This is a genomic window from Sphaerisporangium krabiense (assembly GCF_014200435.1).
Classification (GTDB): domain Bacteria; phylum Actinomycetota; class Actinomycetes; order Streptosporangiales; family Streptosporangiaceae; genus Sphaerisporangium; species Sphaerisporangium krabiense.
In genome coordinates this window covers 3,316,117-3,329,766 of the sequence record NZ_JACHBR010000001.1, presented here as the reverse complement: position 1 = coordinate 3,329,766, position 13,650 = coordinate 3,316,117, and the positions used below count along the sequence as shown (strand labels likewise).

At 71.3% G+C, this 13,650-nt stretch carries 15 protein-coding genes; 6 read left to right on the top strand and 9 right to left on the bottom strand.

All coding sequences use genetic code 11. The features are described 5' to 3' along the window. The first annotated feature begins 27 nt into the window (after window positions 1–27). The 5 genes from BJ981_RS14905 (at window position 28) to BJ981_RS14885 (ending at window position 4,379) form a co-directional block, all read left to right on the top strand. Window positions 28–780, top strand: a complete 753-nt coding sequence (locus BJ981_RS14905; RefSeq protein WP_239139514.1) for a siderophore-interacting protein — start codon at window positions 28–30, stop codon at window positions 778–780. Continuing rightward, a complete protein-coding gene (locus BJ981_RS14900) occupies window positions 770–1,759 on the top strand; it encodes a FecCD family ABC transporter permease (protein ID WP_184611808.1) in 990 nt (329 codons plus the stop codon). Before BJ981_RS14905 ends, BJ981_RS14900 begins: the two co-directional genes overlap by 11 nt. After that, window positions 1,756–2,775, top strand: a complete 1,020-nt coding sequence (locus BJ981_RS38160; RefSeq protein WP_184611807.1) for a FecCD family ABC transporter permease — start codon at window positions 1,756–1,758, stop codon at window positions 2,773–2,775. Before BJ981_RS14900 ends, BJ981_RS38160 begins: the two co-directional genes overlap by 4 nt. Then, window positions 2,772–3,593 carry an ABC transporter ATP-binding protein gene (locus BJ981_RS38155; RefSeq protein WP_184611806.1) on the top strand — a complete coding sequence of 274 codons (822 nt, stop codon included), beginning with the start codon at window positions 2,772–2,774 and terminating at the stop codon, window positions 3,591–3,593. Before BJ981_RS38160 ends, BJ981_RS38155 begins: the two co-directional genes overlap by 4 nt. A gap of 93 nt (window positions 3,594–3,686) precedes the next feature. Continuing rightward, window positions 3,687–4,379: a PASTA domain-containing protein gene (locus tag BJ981_RS14885; protein WP_184611805.1), complete on the top strand. Its 693-nt coding sequence runs from the start codon at window positions 3,687–3,689 to the stop codon at window positions 4,377–4,379. A gap of 65 nt (window positions 4,380–4,444) precedes the next feature. Here the strand turns inward: BJ981_RS14885 and BJ981_RS14880 are convergent, their stop codons facing one another. Continuing rightward, window positions 4,445–4,969 (bottom strand): DUF1453 family protein, encoded by a 525-nt coding sequence (locus BJ981_RS14880; RefSeq protein ID WP_184611804.1) that lies wholly within the window; start codon window positions 4,967–4,969, stop codon window positions 4,445–4,447. 66 nt (window positions 4,970–5,035) lie between these two features. Here BJ981_RS14880 and BJ981_RS39200 point away from each other — a divergent pair, with 66 nt between their 5' ends. Next, entirely contained in the window at window positions 5,036–5,665 is a 630-nt protein-coding gene (locus BJ981_RS39200; protein WP_184611802.1) for a TetR/AcrR family transcriptional regulator, read from the top strand. Here BJ981_RS39200 and BJ981_RS14870 read toward each other — a convergent pair. From BJ981_RS14870 to BJ981_RS14835, 8 genes are all read right to left on the bottom strand, one after another. Continuing rightward, window positions 5,647–6,156 carry a hypothetical protein gene (locus BJ981_RS14870; protein ID WP_184611800.1) on the bottom strand — a complete coding sequence of 170 codons (510 nt, stop codon included), beginning with the start codon at window positions 6,154–6,156 and terminating at the stop codon, window positions 5,647–5,649. The two genes, BJ981_RS39200 and BJ981_RS14870, sit on opposite strands and share 19 nt — an antisense overlap. A gap of 32 nt (window positions 6,157–6,188) precedes the next feature. Then, window positions 6,189–7,211, bottom strand: a complete 1,023-nt coding sequence (locus BJ981_RS14865) for an LCP family protein (RefSeq protein WP_184611798.1) — start codon at window positions 7,209–7,211, stop codon at window positions 6,189–6,191. Between the two features lie 2 nt (window positions 7,212–7,213). Further along, window positions 7,214–7,795 carry an RNA polymerase sigma factor gene (locus tag BJ981_RS14860; protein WP_184611796.1) on the bottom strand — a complete coding sequence of 194 codons (582 nt, stop codon included), beginning with the start codon at window positions 7,793–7,795 and terminating at the stop codon, window positions 7,214–7,216. 143 nt (window positions 7,796–7,938) lie between these two features. Beyond that, window positions 7,939–8,610: a class I SAM-dependent methyltransferase gene (locus tag BJ981_RS14855; RefSeq protein ID WP_184611794.1), complete on the bottom strand. Its 672-nt coding sequence runs from the start codon at window positions 8,608–8,610 to the stop codon at window positions 7,939–7,941. A gap of 287 nt (window positions 8,611–8,897) precedes the next feature. Continuing rightward, window positions 8,898–10,160, bottom strand: coding sequence for a sulfate adenylyltransferase subunit CysN (cysN, locus tag BJ981_RS14850; protein WP_184611793.1), 1,263 nt, complete (start codon window positions 10,158–10,160; stop codon window positions 8,898–8,900). 91 nt (window positions 10,161–10,251) lie between these two features. Then, window positions 10,252–11,166, bottom strand: a complete 915-nt coding sequence (gene cysD, locus BJ981_RS14845) for a sulfate adenylyltransferase subunit CysD (protein WP_184611791.1) — start codon at window positions 11,164–11,166, stop codon at window positions 10,252–10,254. Window positions 11,167–11,184: 18 nt separating this feature from the next. After that, window positions 11,185–11,973: a 3'(2'),5'-bisphosphate nucleotidase CysQ gene (locus tag BJ981_RS14840; RefSeq protein ID WP_239139524.1), complete on the bottom strand. Its 789-nt coding sequence runs from the start codon at window positions 11,971–11,973 to the stop codon at window positions 11,185–11,187. An 86-nt stretch (window positions 11,974–12,059) separates the two neighbouring features. Continuing rightward, window positions 12,060–13,550: a sugar transferase gene (locus BJ981_RS14835; RefSeq protein WP_184611787.1), complete on the bottom strand. Its 1,491-nt coding sequence runs from the start codon at window positions 13,548–13,550 to the stop codon at window positions 12,060–12,062. Window positions 13,551–13,650: the final 100 nt, after the last annotated feature.

Here is a 13,650-nt window from a genome sequence, read left to right as displayed (position 1 = left end):
GCCCGGCATCACAGCACCGGCAGTGGCATGACCCGCATCGGTTATCCGATCGGGATCCGCACCGTCTCGGTGCTCGCGCGTGAGCACGTGACGCCGCGGATGCTGCGGCTCACCCTCGGCGGCCCGGAGCTGGAGGGGTTCCACACCTACCAGGCCGACGACCACGTCATGATCGTCTTTCCCGATCCCGACGGAACCCGTCGCATCCCGGTCGCCAACGAGGAACTGACGCTCGACTGGCCCAAGCCGCCGCCCACGGGCCGGAAGTACACCGTGCGACGGTTCGACGCCGACGCCGGCGAGCTGGACCTGGACTTCTTCCTGCACGACGGCGGGGTCGCCTCGAGCTGGGCCACCACCGCCGCGGTGGGCGAGCGGGTCGCGATCGCCGGTCCGCCCGGGGCCAAGGCGTTCCCCCACAACTACCGGCATTACGTGTTCGCGGTCGACTCCACCGGCCTGCCGGCGGTGGAACGCTGGCTGGCGGAGTCTCCGGCCGATGTGTCCGCCCATGTCGTGATCGAGACAGATGACGTCTCCGAACACGCCTACCCGCTCGCGGCACGTGACGGGGTGGAGGCGATCCGGCTCGTCCGCGACGACACCGGATCCCGCCTCGCGGAGACGGTACGGTCGCTGCCTCTGCCGGATGAGGGGACCTTCCTGTTCGCGGCCGGCGAGGCGGAGGACATCAAGCCGCTGCGCCGGTGGAGCGCGGGACGGCTCGACTCGCTGATCACCGGGTACTGGAAGCGCGGAGTCGCCGGGCTTGAGGACTGATCTGCCCAGGAAGGCCGCGTACCTGCTGGTGTGCGTCGCGCTGCTCGTGGTCGCCGCGGGCGCCAGCGTGAGCGTCGGGGCGCACACCATCGCACCGGCCGAGATCTGGCGTGCCTTCGCCGACCACACCGGCGCCGACGATCACGTGATCATCCGGGACATCCGTGTCCCGCGTACGGTCCTCGGCATCTGCGTGGGCGCCGCACTCGGCGCCTCCGGCACGCTGATCCAGACGCTGACCCGCAATCCGCTGGCCGAACCCGGCATCCTCGGGGTGACCGCCGGAGCCGGTTTCGCCATCACCGTGGGCGGCGCGCTGCACCTCGCGGACGCGCAGTCCGCGCAGCTCGCGCTCGCGTTCGCCGGCGCCGTGCTCGCCGCCCTCCTGGTGTACTCCGTCGGCCGGACCTCTCCGCTGCGGCTGGTCCTCGCCGGCGTCGCGCTCAGCTCGGTGCTGGCGGGCGTCTCGCTCGGCATACGCCTGATGCTCCCCGACGTCTTCGACGGGTTCCGGTTCTGGTCCATCGGGTCGCTGGCCGGGCGCGAGCAGACGTCCCTCGCCGTCCCCCTGTCGCTGATCGTGCTCGCGCTGATCGGCGCCATGGCCGTGACCCGGCCGTTGAACGCCCTGGTCCTGGGCGAGCAGGTCGCTCACGTGCTCGGTGGCCGCGTGGCGCGGACCAGGGCCGCCGTGCTGGTACTCGTCACCCTGCTCGCCGCGGTCGCCACCGCCGTGGCCGGGCCGATCGCCTTCGTCGGGCTCATGGTCCCGCATCTGGCCCGCAGGCCGGCCGGCGGATCGGTTCCGTGGCTGATGGCGTACACGATGCTGCTGGGGCCCATCCTGCTGCTGGTCTCCGACATCGGGGCGCGCGTGCTGCTGACGACCGGCGAGGTGCCGGTGGCCGTCGTCACCGCGTTCCTCGGCGGCCCGGTGCTCATCTGGGCGGTACGGCGTCACGGGGCGGCGGCCCTGTGAACGACCTGGTGCTGCGGGCCGGGCGGTTCTCGGTCAGGATCGAACGGCGCACGACCGTGGTGTCGCTGGTACTGGTCGCCGTCGCGCTGCTCCTCGCGGTGTTCGGCCTCTGCTACGGCGCCTCCTGGACCACGCCGTCGGACGCGTTGTCCGCGCTCGCCGGGCACGGCGACTCGGCGTTCGTGGTCCGGGAATGGCGGGCGCCCCGGGTCGCCGCCGCGCTGGTCTTCGGCGCCTCGCTCGGCCTGGCAGGGGCGATCTTCCAGAACATCACCCGCAACCCGCTCGGCAGCCCCGACGTCATCGGGCTCGACGCGGGCGCGTACACCGGCGCGCTGATCTCGATCACCGTGCTCGGCGGTACGGCGGTGCAGCTCGCGGTGGGCTCGATCCTGGGCGGACTGCTGACCGCGGCCGCCGTCTACTTCCTGTCGCTCGGCTCCGGGCTCAGCGGCCTGCGGCTGATCGTCATCGGGATCGCCATGAACGCCATCCTCACCGCGGTCAACTCATGGATCGTGCTGCGCGCCGAGCTGGAGATCGCCATGGCGGCGACCGGGTGGAGCTCGGGATCGCTGAACGGCGTCGAGTGGGCCGGCGTACGCCTGCCGTTCCTCGTCATCGGCGTGCTCACGCTCCTGCTGGTCACGCTGTCGCATGCGATGCACCAGTCGGCCCTCGGCGACGAACTCGCCGTCACCTCCGGCGTCGCCCTGGACCGCCTCCGGCTGCTGCTCGTGCTGGCCGGCGTCGGCTGCACCGCCACCGTGACGGCGGTCGCGGGGCCGATCGTCTTCATCGCGCTCGCCGCGCCCCAGATCGGACGCAGGCTGGCCCGCGCGGGCGGTGTGCCGCCGGCGTCCGCCGCGCTGACCGGCGCGGTGCTGCTGCTGGCCGCCGACCTCATCGCGCAACTCCTGCTGGCCCCGGTCGCGTTGCCGGTCGGTGTGGTGACGACCGCGATCGGCGGCTGCTATCTCATCTGGCTGCTCGTCAAGGAAGTGAGGCGACCGTGACAGCGCGCCTGACCGCCAGGGACATCACCCTCGCCTACGGCGACCGGGTGGTGGCGACGCGCGTGAACCTCGACGTCCCGGACGGCGCGTTCACCGCCATCGTCGGCGCCAACGGGTGCGGGAAGTCGACGCTGCTGCGGGCGTTCGTCCGGCTGCTCAAACCCTCGGCCGGGGCGGTGTCCTTCGACGGCCGGGATGTGACCGGCTTCCGGCCGAAGGCGATCGCCCGGGAGATCGGCTTCCTGCCCCAGGGGCTCGTCACTCCGGAGAACGTCGTGGTGAAGCGGCTGGTCGCCCGCGGCCGTTACCCGCACCAGACGTTGCTGTCCACCTGGTCGCAGGAGGACGAACGCGCCGTGGCCGAGGCCATGGCGGCGGCCGGCGTCGTGGACCTCGCCGACCGGCCGGTCGCCGAACTGTCCGGCGGCCAGCGCCAACGGGTGTGGGTCGCGATGGTGCTGGCCCAGGAGACGCCGTACCTGCTCCTCGACGAGCCCACGACGTTCCTCGACATCACCCACCAGTACCAGTTGCTCGCCCTGTTCTCCCGTCTGCGCGACGAGGGCCGCACCGTGATCGCCGTCCTTCACGACATCAACCAGGCATGCCGCTTCGCCGACCACCTCGTGGCGATGAAGGACGGCGCCGTCATCGCGGAAGGCGCCCCCGCCGACATCGTCGACGCGACGCTCGTACAACAGGTCTTCGACCTGCCGAGCATCGTCGTCCCCGACCCGGTAACCGGCACCCCCATGGTCGTACCGACCGCCGAGGGCTTTCACACGCGTGTCACCAACGCGGAACCGACCTCGATGTAGGCGGAACCGGTCGGTGAACCTGCCGTCCGCCTCGTGCGTCCCAGAGGTACTCGGGGGCTCAATCGTTAGCCGAGAAGCCTCAGGGGATTCGTGATGGCGCGCAGGAAATCCATCAACTTGTTCTGGCCGATCGTCGGCGTCTTCATCATGGTCGGCGGCTGCATGAATCTAGTCAGTTCGGTCTTCGGCGATGGGGACGACAAGACCGTGAAGGCCGCCGAGGTGTTGGTCACCCCGGCACCCAGTCCGATGCCGTTACCCGACCTGCTGAAGAAGACCCTCGTTGACGCGCAGAACGAGGTCGAGGCGCGTGGGTTGAGGTTGTCGACGAACGGCATCGCCGATTACAGCTACTGCACCGACCGGTCCGACTGCTTCGTGTACCGAATGGCGCCGAAGGCCGGCACGGTCGTCCAGCCCGGCGGCGAGGTCGCGGTCCGGTTCGTGACCGTTGAGGAATGGACGTTCTACAAGAGACACCGGACCATGCCGAACGTGGTCGGCTGGTCGGAGGATCGGGCGGACGACCTCTTCGAACCGATCGACGCGACCGTCGTATCGTCGAACCGGGAGTCGGCCAAGGTGCCGGTGGGACAGAACCGGGTGATCGCGCAGGCGCCGAAGCCTGGGACGCGGCTACGGATCGGGCAGAAGATCAAGCTGGTCATCGGGTACAACTACGGCTCCACCACCTCGGGAGGCGGAGACGGAGGTGTGGACCTTGACGTCGATGTCGATCGCAACAAGGGCGAGAGCAGGTTCTGCAGCAAGCGCTGGTGGTGCTGAACGTCCGCACCGGGACTGAACCTCACCTGACCGGGGACGGCCGCCACCTGGAGCGCCGGGTCCGCTCACCTGTCGCGGTCCGCCGGGGCGCGGCGGGTGAGGTGGTGGAGGAGTGAGTCGTCGGCCTCTGGGGCGTAGGGGGCTCCGATGGCGCGGGCGCGCAGGCCGAGGGCGATGGCCTCGCCCAGGAGGCTGACGCCGATGGACAGGGTCATCGGGCGGACCTGCTCCGGGACGCCCGCGAGCGTGGCCAGGGCGCCGAGGCCGAAGTTCGTCCCGGCCGAGAGGACCCACACGAGCACGGTCCAGGGCGTGTAGCGCTGCCAGAGGTGGCCGTCGCGGACGAACAGGCGGGGCGTCGCGCCGCGTAACGCGCCCAGCAGCAGGCCCACGACGGTGATGGACACCACCCAGACGAGGTGGACGCCGCTGGGGCGTACGTCGTTGACCAGGCCGTGTACGCCGATGCCGGCGAGCACGGCCGGGGGGACGAACAGGTTGCGCGCGTTCAGCGGCTCCCCCAGGAACCGGCGGACCACCACGGCGACGATCAGCCCGGCCACCACCAGAGTGAGCAGGATCCCGCTCATGACACCTCCCGTTTGTAGCACGCTCGTGCCAAATAGAAGATAGCACGGCCGTGCTATAAAGGGGAGGTGCCGAAAATCGTGGATCCGGAGGAGCGGCGGCGGGTGGTCGCCGAGGCCGTGTTCCGGGTGGTCCGCCGGGAGGGCCTGGAGCAGACCTCGCTGCGCAACGTCGCCGCCGAGGCCGGGCTGGCCATCGGCTCGGTGCGGCACTACTTCGCCGGGCACACCGAGCTGATGCTGTTCGCGATGCGCGAGATGTCCGCGCGGATCATCGCCCGGCTGACCGTCCACGCGGACCGCCTGCTGGACCCGTCCGCGCCGCTCTCCCCCGACGAACGTCGCGAGACCGTCGTCCGCATGCTCGCCGAGCTGCTGCCGCTGGACGACGAGCGCCACGCCGAGGTCGTCGTCTGGCTGTCCTTCGCCGCCGCCGCCCGCACCCGCCCCGAGCTACGCCCGCACGCCGACGAGCTGTACGACGGCCTGGTCTCGCTCACCACCCGAGTCCTGGAAGGCGCCCACCGCGCCGGCCGCCTCCACCCGAACGCCGACATCCCCCTGGAAGCCCGCCGCCTCTGCGCCCTGATCGACGGCCTCTCCCTGGAGGCCGTCTTCCATCCCGGCCGGCTGGACCCCGCCACCATGCTCGCCGTACTGAAGGCCCACTTGACCACGCTTCAAGCCGGGCACTCGTAGCCCTCGTCGTCCCAGCAACCGTCGGCCGCGAAGACCGTGACCGTCGCCGAGGCCCCGAAGCCGAGCCGCACTCCGACGGTGCGCAGCCCGATGTCCTTCACGAGGTCCGCCCTCGGGCACAACTCGCACGTCTCGGTCACCTCGGCCGCGAGAGCCCGGGACCAGCCGGCCTTCTCGAACCTCGTCGTGAGCGCCTCGTGGTCGAGCGCCGGGTCGGGGCGGACGTGGAGTTCGGCGCCGTTGTCCGAGGAGTCGCAGCCGTTCCACTCGGTGACCTTGACCCGCCGCCTGGCAGGGAGCGCCTCTTCTATCGCGGACCGGTACAAGGCGTTCTCTTCGGCGGCCCGGTCGAGGCAGAGCTGCTCGGAGAAGCGGCCGGTGAGCGTCGGCGCGATCGCCTCGCACCCCGTGAGAACCGCGGCGAAGAGCAGGCCGAGCCCCACCCCCAGGAGCCAGCTGGCGTCAGCGGCCGGAAACCGTTCGAGCCTCATGATCGGGTTTTCCTCCCGCATTCCCGAGGGCGCTAGTGGTCCGCGAACCTGCGGAAGACGCGGTCGGCGGCGGGGCGGCTGAGTTCTAGACGGCCGGTGGGGCCGGAGCGGACGGGGATGGTGAGGGAGTGGACGGCGGGGGGCTGTGCCTGGAGGGTCTCGAGGGCGATGTCGGACATCATCCGCGGGGTGAGGCCGGCGTCGGTCGTGACCAGGCCGCTCGCCTTCCGCAGGAAGGACAGCAGGCGGGCCGGCTCGGTGAGGCGGTCGGCCGCCTTCTTCAGCGAGGCCCCGATGACCTGCTGACGGCGCTGCGCGCGTGCCCGGGCCGAGTCGCCGCCGGGCGCGGACCCGCTTCGGATGTACGCCAGCGCCCGCTCACCGTCGAGGAGCGAGCGTCCGGCGGGCAGCCGCAGGCCGGACTTCGGGTCGTGGACGGCGCGGGGCAGGGTCAGCTCGACGCCTCCCAGCTCGTCCACCAGCTTCGTGAACGCGGCCGAGGAGACCTCCACGGTGTGGTCGACGCGGACGCGGGTGATCGTCTCCACCGTCTTCCACAGGCACGGCATCCCCGCCGTCGCGAAGGCGCCGCCGATCACGCCGGTGCGCGCGGCGGTCTCGCCCGTGGAGGTCCGGCATCGGGGGATCCCCACGACCAGGTCCGCCGGCAGGTCGGCGACCGTCACGTCCTTGCGGTCGGCGGTCACCCGCGCGAGGGTGAGGGACACGGCCGACGCGCCGTCCGCGCCCTTCCCGCCGTCGGTGCCCACCAGCAGCACGGTGATCGCCTCCCGCACGGCCGGATTCGAGGCCAGGCCCTCGTACGTGTCGAGCCTGTTGATCGGCGCGCCCGCGCGCAGGAGCAGGCTGGGGACGGCCAGGACGACCGCGGTCAGCACCGCGGCCAGGCCGAGCACCGTCCAGCCCGGCACGCGGCGGCGCCCGCGAACCCCCGCGGCGGCGTCCAGCAGGCGGTTGCGCTGCCGCGCCAGCGTCGCGGGCGGCTCGTGCTCCAGGTCGCGGCCGAGGTCGCGAAGCGTCGTCAGATCGTCCATCGCTACTCCTCGTCCCGCATCGGGTTGGTGTGGCCGAGCGCCTCGCGCACCTTGCGCCGCGCCCGGTTCAGGCGGGAACGCACGGTCCCGACCGGTATGCCGAGGGCCTGCGACACCTCGTCGTAGCTGAGGTCGCCCCAGGCGATCAGCAGCAGGACGTCGCGGTCTCCCTGGGAGAGCCTCGCCAGCGCGGCGGCGAGCAGGGGGCGGGACGCCGTGGCGGTCACTCCTTCGGCCACGCGATCGGCGGGGCCGTCGGTGACGTCGTCGATCGGCGCGCGGGTCAGCGCCCGGTAGCGGGCGGCCTCGCTCCTGTGGTGGCGGGAGATCAGCTTGCTGACGATCCCGAACAGCCAGGGACGGGCGTCGGGACGGCTGAGGTCGTACCGGTCGCGGCGCCGGAAGGCGGCCAGGAAGGTCTCGCCGACCAGGTCCTCGGCGACCTCGGGGCCGAGGCGGCGGGACACGTACCGGTAGAGCATCGGCGCGTAGCGGTCGAACAGCGCGGCGAACGCCTCCGGGGTGGTCCGCGACTCGGCGATCAGGTCCGAGTCGGCGGCCGCGGTGGCGGGTGGTGCGGTCATCGTGAGCACCATGGCATGAAGGCCGGCCCTCCCGTAGACGACATGTCGGTCATGTCTCTCCGTGAGGGCCGGATCGAGTTCACGCTCGGGCGAAGGACGCTAGCGCCCGCGATGGCCGCGGGCCGCGCCGGTGTCCCGGGTCGTCACACGGGGCGCGCGGTGAACCACGCGCGGTCTTCGGGGGTGAGCCATCGGTCGAAGCGCAGCTTCGCGAAGGCCAGGTCCGCGGCGAGTTCGTCCTCGGCGATGGGGTGGCGGGTGAAGGTGTGCGTCCAGCTGCGGTCGCCGACGTGGTAGTCGACGACGACGGTGACCAGCCGCCCGTCCCGGTCGACCTCTCTGACCACGCGCCGGATGCCGTCGTGGGTGTGCTCGGACGGCTCCACGGTCTCGAACCAGCTCGGCGGGGTCTGCTGGACGATGACGACGCCGCCGGGGGCGACGTGCCGCCGGCAGGTCTCAAGGAACGCGCGTCGCTGCTCCGCGTCCGTATTGATCATGGTGCTGGCGAGCAGGACGGCGTCGAAGACGCGGCCCAGCTCCAGCGTTTCCATCCGCCCGCGTACGGTCGGCAGGTCCGGGACGCGCGCGAGCATCCCGGGCGACTCGTCGACGCCCACGACGGGATGTCCCAGTTCGGCGAGGCCTCGCAGGATACGGCCGGCGCCGCACCCGAGTTCCAGGATCGACGCGCCCTCGGGAACGGCGGCGTGCACGATGGACGGCTCGCCCATCACCGGGAGGAGGTCGTAGAACTCGACGGAGCAGCCGTCCGGCGTGATCTCGCCGGGCCCGGATCCATGATTCGCGTTCATGCCCGTTCCCTACCACACGGCCTGGGGACGCGGGCGGCGGAAATGTCGGTGGGTCTCGCTACGGTCGAACTCCAGTTTGAATCTTCGAGCGTGCGACCGGGAGTGCCGATGAGCAGCGGACTGTCGTGGACGCGGAAAGTGGTCGACCGTAAATGAACGATCTTGAGGTGCGCGCCGGGCACGACGCCGGCATGTGGAGCATGTTGCCGTGGGCCTGGAGTGAGGAGGCGGTCGCGTCGCCGCTGATCAACGACGCGTGCCGCCTCCTGCTCACGGCCGGGGTGCGCCTACCTGGCGTCGACGATCATGCCGGCGCCCACGGTGCCGTTGGTCGATTCGTCGATCAGGATGAAACCGCCGGTGAGGCGGTTCCTGGCGTAGTCGTCGACGAAGAGCGGCTGCGTGACGCGCAGCGAGACGCGGCCGATCTCGTTGAGGCCGAGGGACGCCGCCGCCTCGTCACGGTGCAGCGTGTTGACGTCCAGGCGGTAGTGCAGGTCGCGCACCATCGCGCGGGCCGTGCGGGTGGTGTGCTTGATGACCAGCTTGGAGCGCGGCGCGAGCTTCACCGCGTCGGTCATCCAGCAGACCATGGCCTGGATGTCCTGGGCGACCTGCGGCTTGTTGTTGGGACGGCAGATCATGTCGCCGCGTGAGATGTCGATGTCGTCCTCCAGGCGGAGGGTGACCGACATGGGCGGGAACGCCTCGTCCACGGGCCCGTCGAAGGTGTCGATCGCGGCCACGCGCGTGGCGAGGCCGGACGGCAGGTGCATGACCTCGTCGCCGGGCTTGAGCACGCCGCCCGCGACCTGCCCGGCGTAGCCGCGGTAGTCGTGGAAGGCGGGGTCGGTGGCCCGCTGGGGGCGGATGACGTACTGCACCGGGAAGCGCACGTCGACCAGGTTGCGGTCGGAGGCGATGTGCAGGTTCTCCAGGTGGTGGAGCAGGGAGGTGCCCTGGTACCAGGGCATGTTCTCCGACCGGGAGACCACGTTGTCGCCGTGCAGCGCCGAGATCGGGATGAAGGTGAGGTCGGCGACGTTGAGCTTGGCCGCGAACGAGGTGAACTCCTCGCGGATCTCCTCGAACCGCTCCTGCGAGTAGTCGACGAGGTCCATCTTGTTGACGGCGAGCACCAGGTGCGGCACGCGCAGCAGCGTGGTGAGGAAGGCGTGCCGCCGGGACTGCTCGACGACGCCCTTGCGCGCGTCGATGAGCACGATCGCGAGGTCGGCCGTGGAGGCGCCGGTCACCATGTTGCGGGTGTACTGGATGTGCCCGGGGGTGTCGGCGATGATGAACTTCCGCTTCGGCGTGGCGAAGTAGCGGTAGGCCACGTCGATGGTGATGCCCTGCTCGCGCTCGGCGCGCAGGCCGTCGGTGAGCAGGGACAGGTCGGTGTACTCGGTGCCCCGGTCGCGGCTGGTGCGCTCGACGGCCTCCAGCTGGTCCTCGAAGATGGCCTTGGAGTCGAAGAGCAGGCGCCCGATCAGCGTGGACTTGCCGTCGTCGACGGAGCCCGCCGTGGCGAAACGCAAGATGTCCATCAGAGCCGGTCTCCAGGGGTAGCGGCGGGGCTGGCGAGGGCGCGCAACGCGCGACGAGGGCACGCGGGGCGCGCCATGGGAGCGGGGGGCATCAGAAGTAGCCCTCCTTCTTACGGTCTTCCATGGCGGCCTCGGAGGCGCGGTCGTCGGCGCGGGTGGCGCCGCGCTCGGTGATGCGGGTGGCCGCGATCTCGGCGATGATCTGCTCGACGGTCGTGGCGTTGGACTGGACGGCGCCGGTGCAGGTCATGTCGCCGACCGTGCGGTAGCGGACGACCGTCTCGAAGGTCGGCTCGTCCTCGCCCCGGCTGACCACCTCGGAGTCGGCGAGCAGCATGCCGTCGCGCTCGAAGACCGTGCGCGTGTGGGCGTAGTAGATCGACGGGATCTCGATCTCCTCGCGCCGGATGTAGTCCCAGATGTCAAGCTCTGTCCAGTTGGACAGCGGGAACACCCGGATGTGCTCGCCCTTGCGGATGCGCGCGTTGTAGAGGTTCCACAGCTCGGGCCGCTGGTTCTTCGGGTCCCACTGCCCGAAGTCGTCGCGGAACGAGAAGACCCGCTCCTTGGCGCGGGCCTTCTCCTCGTCGCGGCGTGCCCCGCCGAACACGGCGTCGAACTCGTTCTCCTCGATCGCGTCGAGCAGGGTGGTGGTCTGCAGGCGGTTACGGCTGGCGCGGCGGCCGGTCTCCTCCACGACGCGCCCCGCGTCGATGGAGTCCTGGACGGACGCGACGACCAGCCGGGCGCCCAGCTCGGCGACCCGCCGGTCCCGGAAGTCGATCACCTCGGGGAAGTTGTGCCCGGTGTCGACGTGCATGAGCGGGAACGGGATCGGCGCGGGCCAGAACGCCTTCTCGGCGATCCGGACCATGACGATCGAGTCCTTCCCGCCGGAGAAGAGGAGACCCGGACGCTCGAACTCGGCCGCGACCTCACGCATGATGTGGATCGCCTCGGCCTCGAGGACGTCGAGCTGCGACGTCGTGTAGTCGCTTGCAAGCATCTGCTCTCCTCCGAGGAGCTAGCCCTGACGGTGCGCGTCCCGGATCCCGGCGAGCAAGGTCGGCGCCAGATCCGGTAGGGAAACCAGAATATCCGGGAGTGAGGGGTTCTCTTGGTTGTAGACCAGGGGAGATCCGTCGATACGGCTGGCATGGGCCCCGGCCGCCAGGGCGACCGCCACGGGAGCGGCGGAGTCCCACTCGTACTGGCCCCCCGAGTGGACGTAGGCGTCCACCTCGCCGGTGAGCACGGCGGCGATCTTGGCCCCGGCCGAGCCCATGGGCACCATGTCGGCGCCGACGAGGTAGGCCAGCTTCTTGACGAACTCCGGCGGCCGGGTGCGGCTGACCGCGATGCGGACCCTGCCCTGACGCGGGGCGGGCAGCGCGGGCGGCGCGGCGGTGGTGAACGTCACTCCCTGGGCGGGCAGCGCGATCGCCCCGGCCGCGAGCTCGCCGCCCGTGGCGTCGCCGCGCCGCCACAGGGCGACGTGCACGGCCCAGTCGGCGCGGCCCTCCTCGCCGAACTCGCGGGTGCCGTCGAGCGGGTCGATGATCCACACGCGGTCCGCGACGCGGCGGCGCGGATGCAGGCGCTCCTCGCGGGTGCCCTCCTCCGACAGGACGTAGTCGGTCGGCCGCAGCCGTGCCAGGGACTCGGTGAGGTGGAGGTGGGACTGGCGGTCGCCCGCCTGACGCAGCGCCGTGGGGTCACCGAAGCCCTGGTCGGCGCGCAGCGCCAGAAGCCTCTCGCCGGCCTCGGCGGCGAGATCGCCGGCGAGCGCGTGGTCGTCGCGTATCGTCACGATGCCGTTCCTGGCCCTTCTAGATGCTCTCGCCCCGAGTTCCAGGCCGGAGGGCGGGTGTGCCCCCGGGCCGTCTGCCTGGCCTCGGGCTAGTACGCACCCGAGCCGCGCGCCACGGCGGACCACGTCTTCCACAGGATCTGGAGATCCAGCGTCAGAGACCAGTTCTCGACATAACGCAGGTCCAACCGTACCGATTCCTCCCATGACAGATCGGATCGGCCGTTCACCTGCCACAGGCCGGTCATGCCCGGCCGGACGACCAGCCGCCGCCGCACGTCGTCACCGTACCCCGCGACCTCCTCCGGGAGGGGAGGCCGGGGGCCGACCAGCGACATGTGGCCGGCCAGCACGTTGAACAGCTGCGGAAGCTCGTCCAGCGAGTGCCGCCGCAGCCAGCCGCCGAGCGGGGTGACCCGCGGATCGTCCCTGATCTTGAAGAGCAGACCGTCGGCGTCGCTGACGAGCCCGATTTTTCGGTGTTCGGCGTCGGCGCCCATCGTGCGCAGCTTGAGGATCGTGAACTCCACGCCGTCCCTGCCGACCCGGGTCTGCCGGAACAGGGCGGGGCCGGGGCTCGTGGCGCGCACGGCGACGGCGAGGGCGGCGAGCAGCGGGGCGAGCACGGTCAGGGCGAGCGCGGCCACCGTGCGGTCGAAGAGGTTCTTGACGAGGCGGCGGGCGCCCGCGAGCTCGGGATGCTCGACGTGCAGCAGCGGCAGCCCGGCGACCGGCCTGATCGTCGTGCGCGGCCCGGCGACCTCCATGAGCGCGGGGGCGACGACGAGGTCGGTGCGGGTCTTCTCCAGCCGCCAGGCCAGGCGGCGCAGGGCCGTGCCGTCCAGTTCCGGGCAGGCGAGGACGGCGACGGTGTCGGCCTCCGCCTGGCACACCGCGAGCGGGACGTCGGTGAAGTCGCCGAGCACCGGCGCGCCCTCCACCTCGCCGGGGCCGTCCTCGCGCGGCAGGCACACGCCGACGACGTCCATGCCGTGGTAGGGCTCCGCGCGGAAGCGGCGGATCAGGTCGGCGAGCGCCTCGCGGTGCCCGGCGGCGACCACCCGGCGCATGCACCACCCCCGGGCCCGCATGGCGTGCAGCCTGCGGCGCAGGCCGTACCGGCAGCAGAGGGTGAGGAAGGTCATGAGCGGCAGCGCCAGCACGACGTACCCGCGGGCCAGGTCGGTCTTGGTGACGTACGCGGCGATGGCGACACCGGCGGTGAGCAGGAACCCGCACTGCGAGATGCGCCGGAACTCCTCCGACCCGACCCCGACCAGCCGCGACTCGTAGGCCCGGTTGAGGCCGAGCAGGCACACCCACAGGACCGGCAGCACCGAACTCAGCAGAAGGTAGGGCGCGACGTACGGCGTGACCTGCCCGAACCGGACGTCTACGGCGGCGGCGCCGGCGAGGAACCCGCACGCGAGATCGATCGCCACGGCGTTCGCGCGGTAGCGCCTGGCCCAGCGCGGCGGCCACGGCCCGGGCGCGCCCGCCCCGCCCCCGGGAAGCGCGGCGAGCCCGTGTGCGCGTGCCGCCTTTCGCGGCGAGACCTCCGGCCTCTCGGCGACGCCCACCCGTTCCTCCCCGCGACCATCCGGATACCGACCGTGAGGATGTTAGCGGGACGCTGGGACAATCTTGACCGATTCTTGGAAACTCCGCCAACCGTGGATG

What these genes read in the sequence shown, in the direction of transcription:
- cysN (WP_184611793.1), bottom strand. Translation starts at nt 10,160, where the DNA reads ATGGACATCTTGCGTTTCGCCACGGCGGGCTCCGTCGACGACGGCAAG.
- cysD (WP_184611791.1), bottom strand. Translation starts at nt 11,166, where the DNA reads ATGCTTGCAAGCGACTACACGACGTCGCAGCTCGACGTCCTCGAGGCC.
- BJ981_RS14870 (WP_184611800.1), bottom strand. Translation starts at nt 6,156, where the DNA reads ATGAGGCTCGAACGGTTTCCGGCCGCTGACGCCAGCTGGCTCCTGGGG.
- BJ981_RS14905 (WP_239139514.1), top strand. Translation starts at nt 28, where the DNA reads ATGACCCGCATCGGTTATCCGATCGGGATCCGCACCGTCTCGGTGCTC.
- BJ981_RS14865 (WP_184611798.1), bottom strand. Translation starts at nt 7,211, where the DNA reads ATGGACGATCTGACGACGCTTCGCGACCTCGGCCGCGACCTGGAGCAC.
- BJ981_RS14855 (WP_184611794.1), bottom strand. Translation starts at nt 8,610, where the DNA reads ATGAACGCGAATCATGGATCCGGGCCCGGCGAGATCACGCCGGACGGC.
- BJ981_RS14860 (WP_184611796.1), bottom strand. Translation starts at nt 7,795, where the DNA reads ATGACCGCACCACCCGCCACCGCGGCCGCCGACTCGGACCTGATCGCC.
- BJ981_RS14885 (WP_184611805.1), top strand. Translation starts at nt 3,687, where the DNA reads ATGGCGCGCAGGAAATCCATCAACTTGTTCTGGCCGATCGTCGGCGTC.
- BJ981_RS14880 (WP_184611804.1), bottom strand. Translation starts at nt 4,969, where the DNA reads ATGAGCGGGATCCTGCTCACTCTGGTGGTGGCCGGGCTGATCGTCGCC.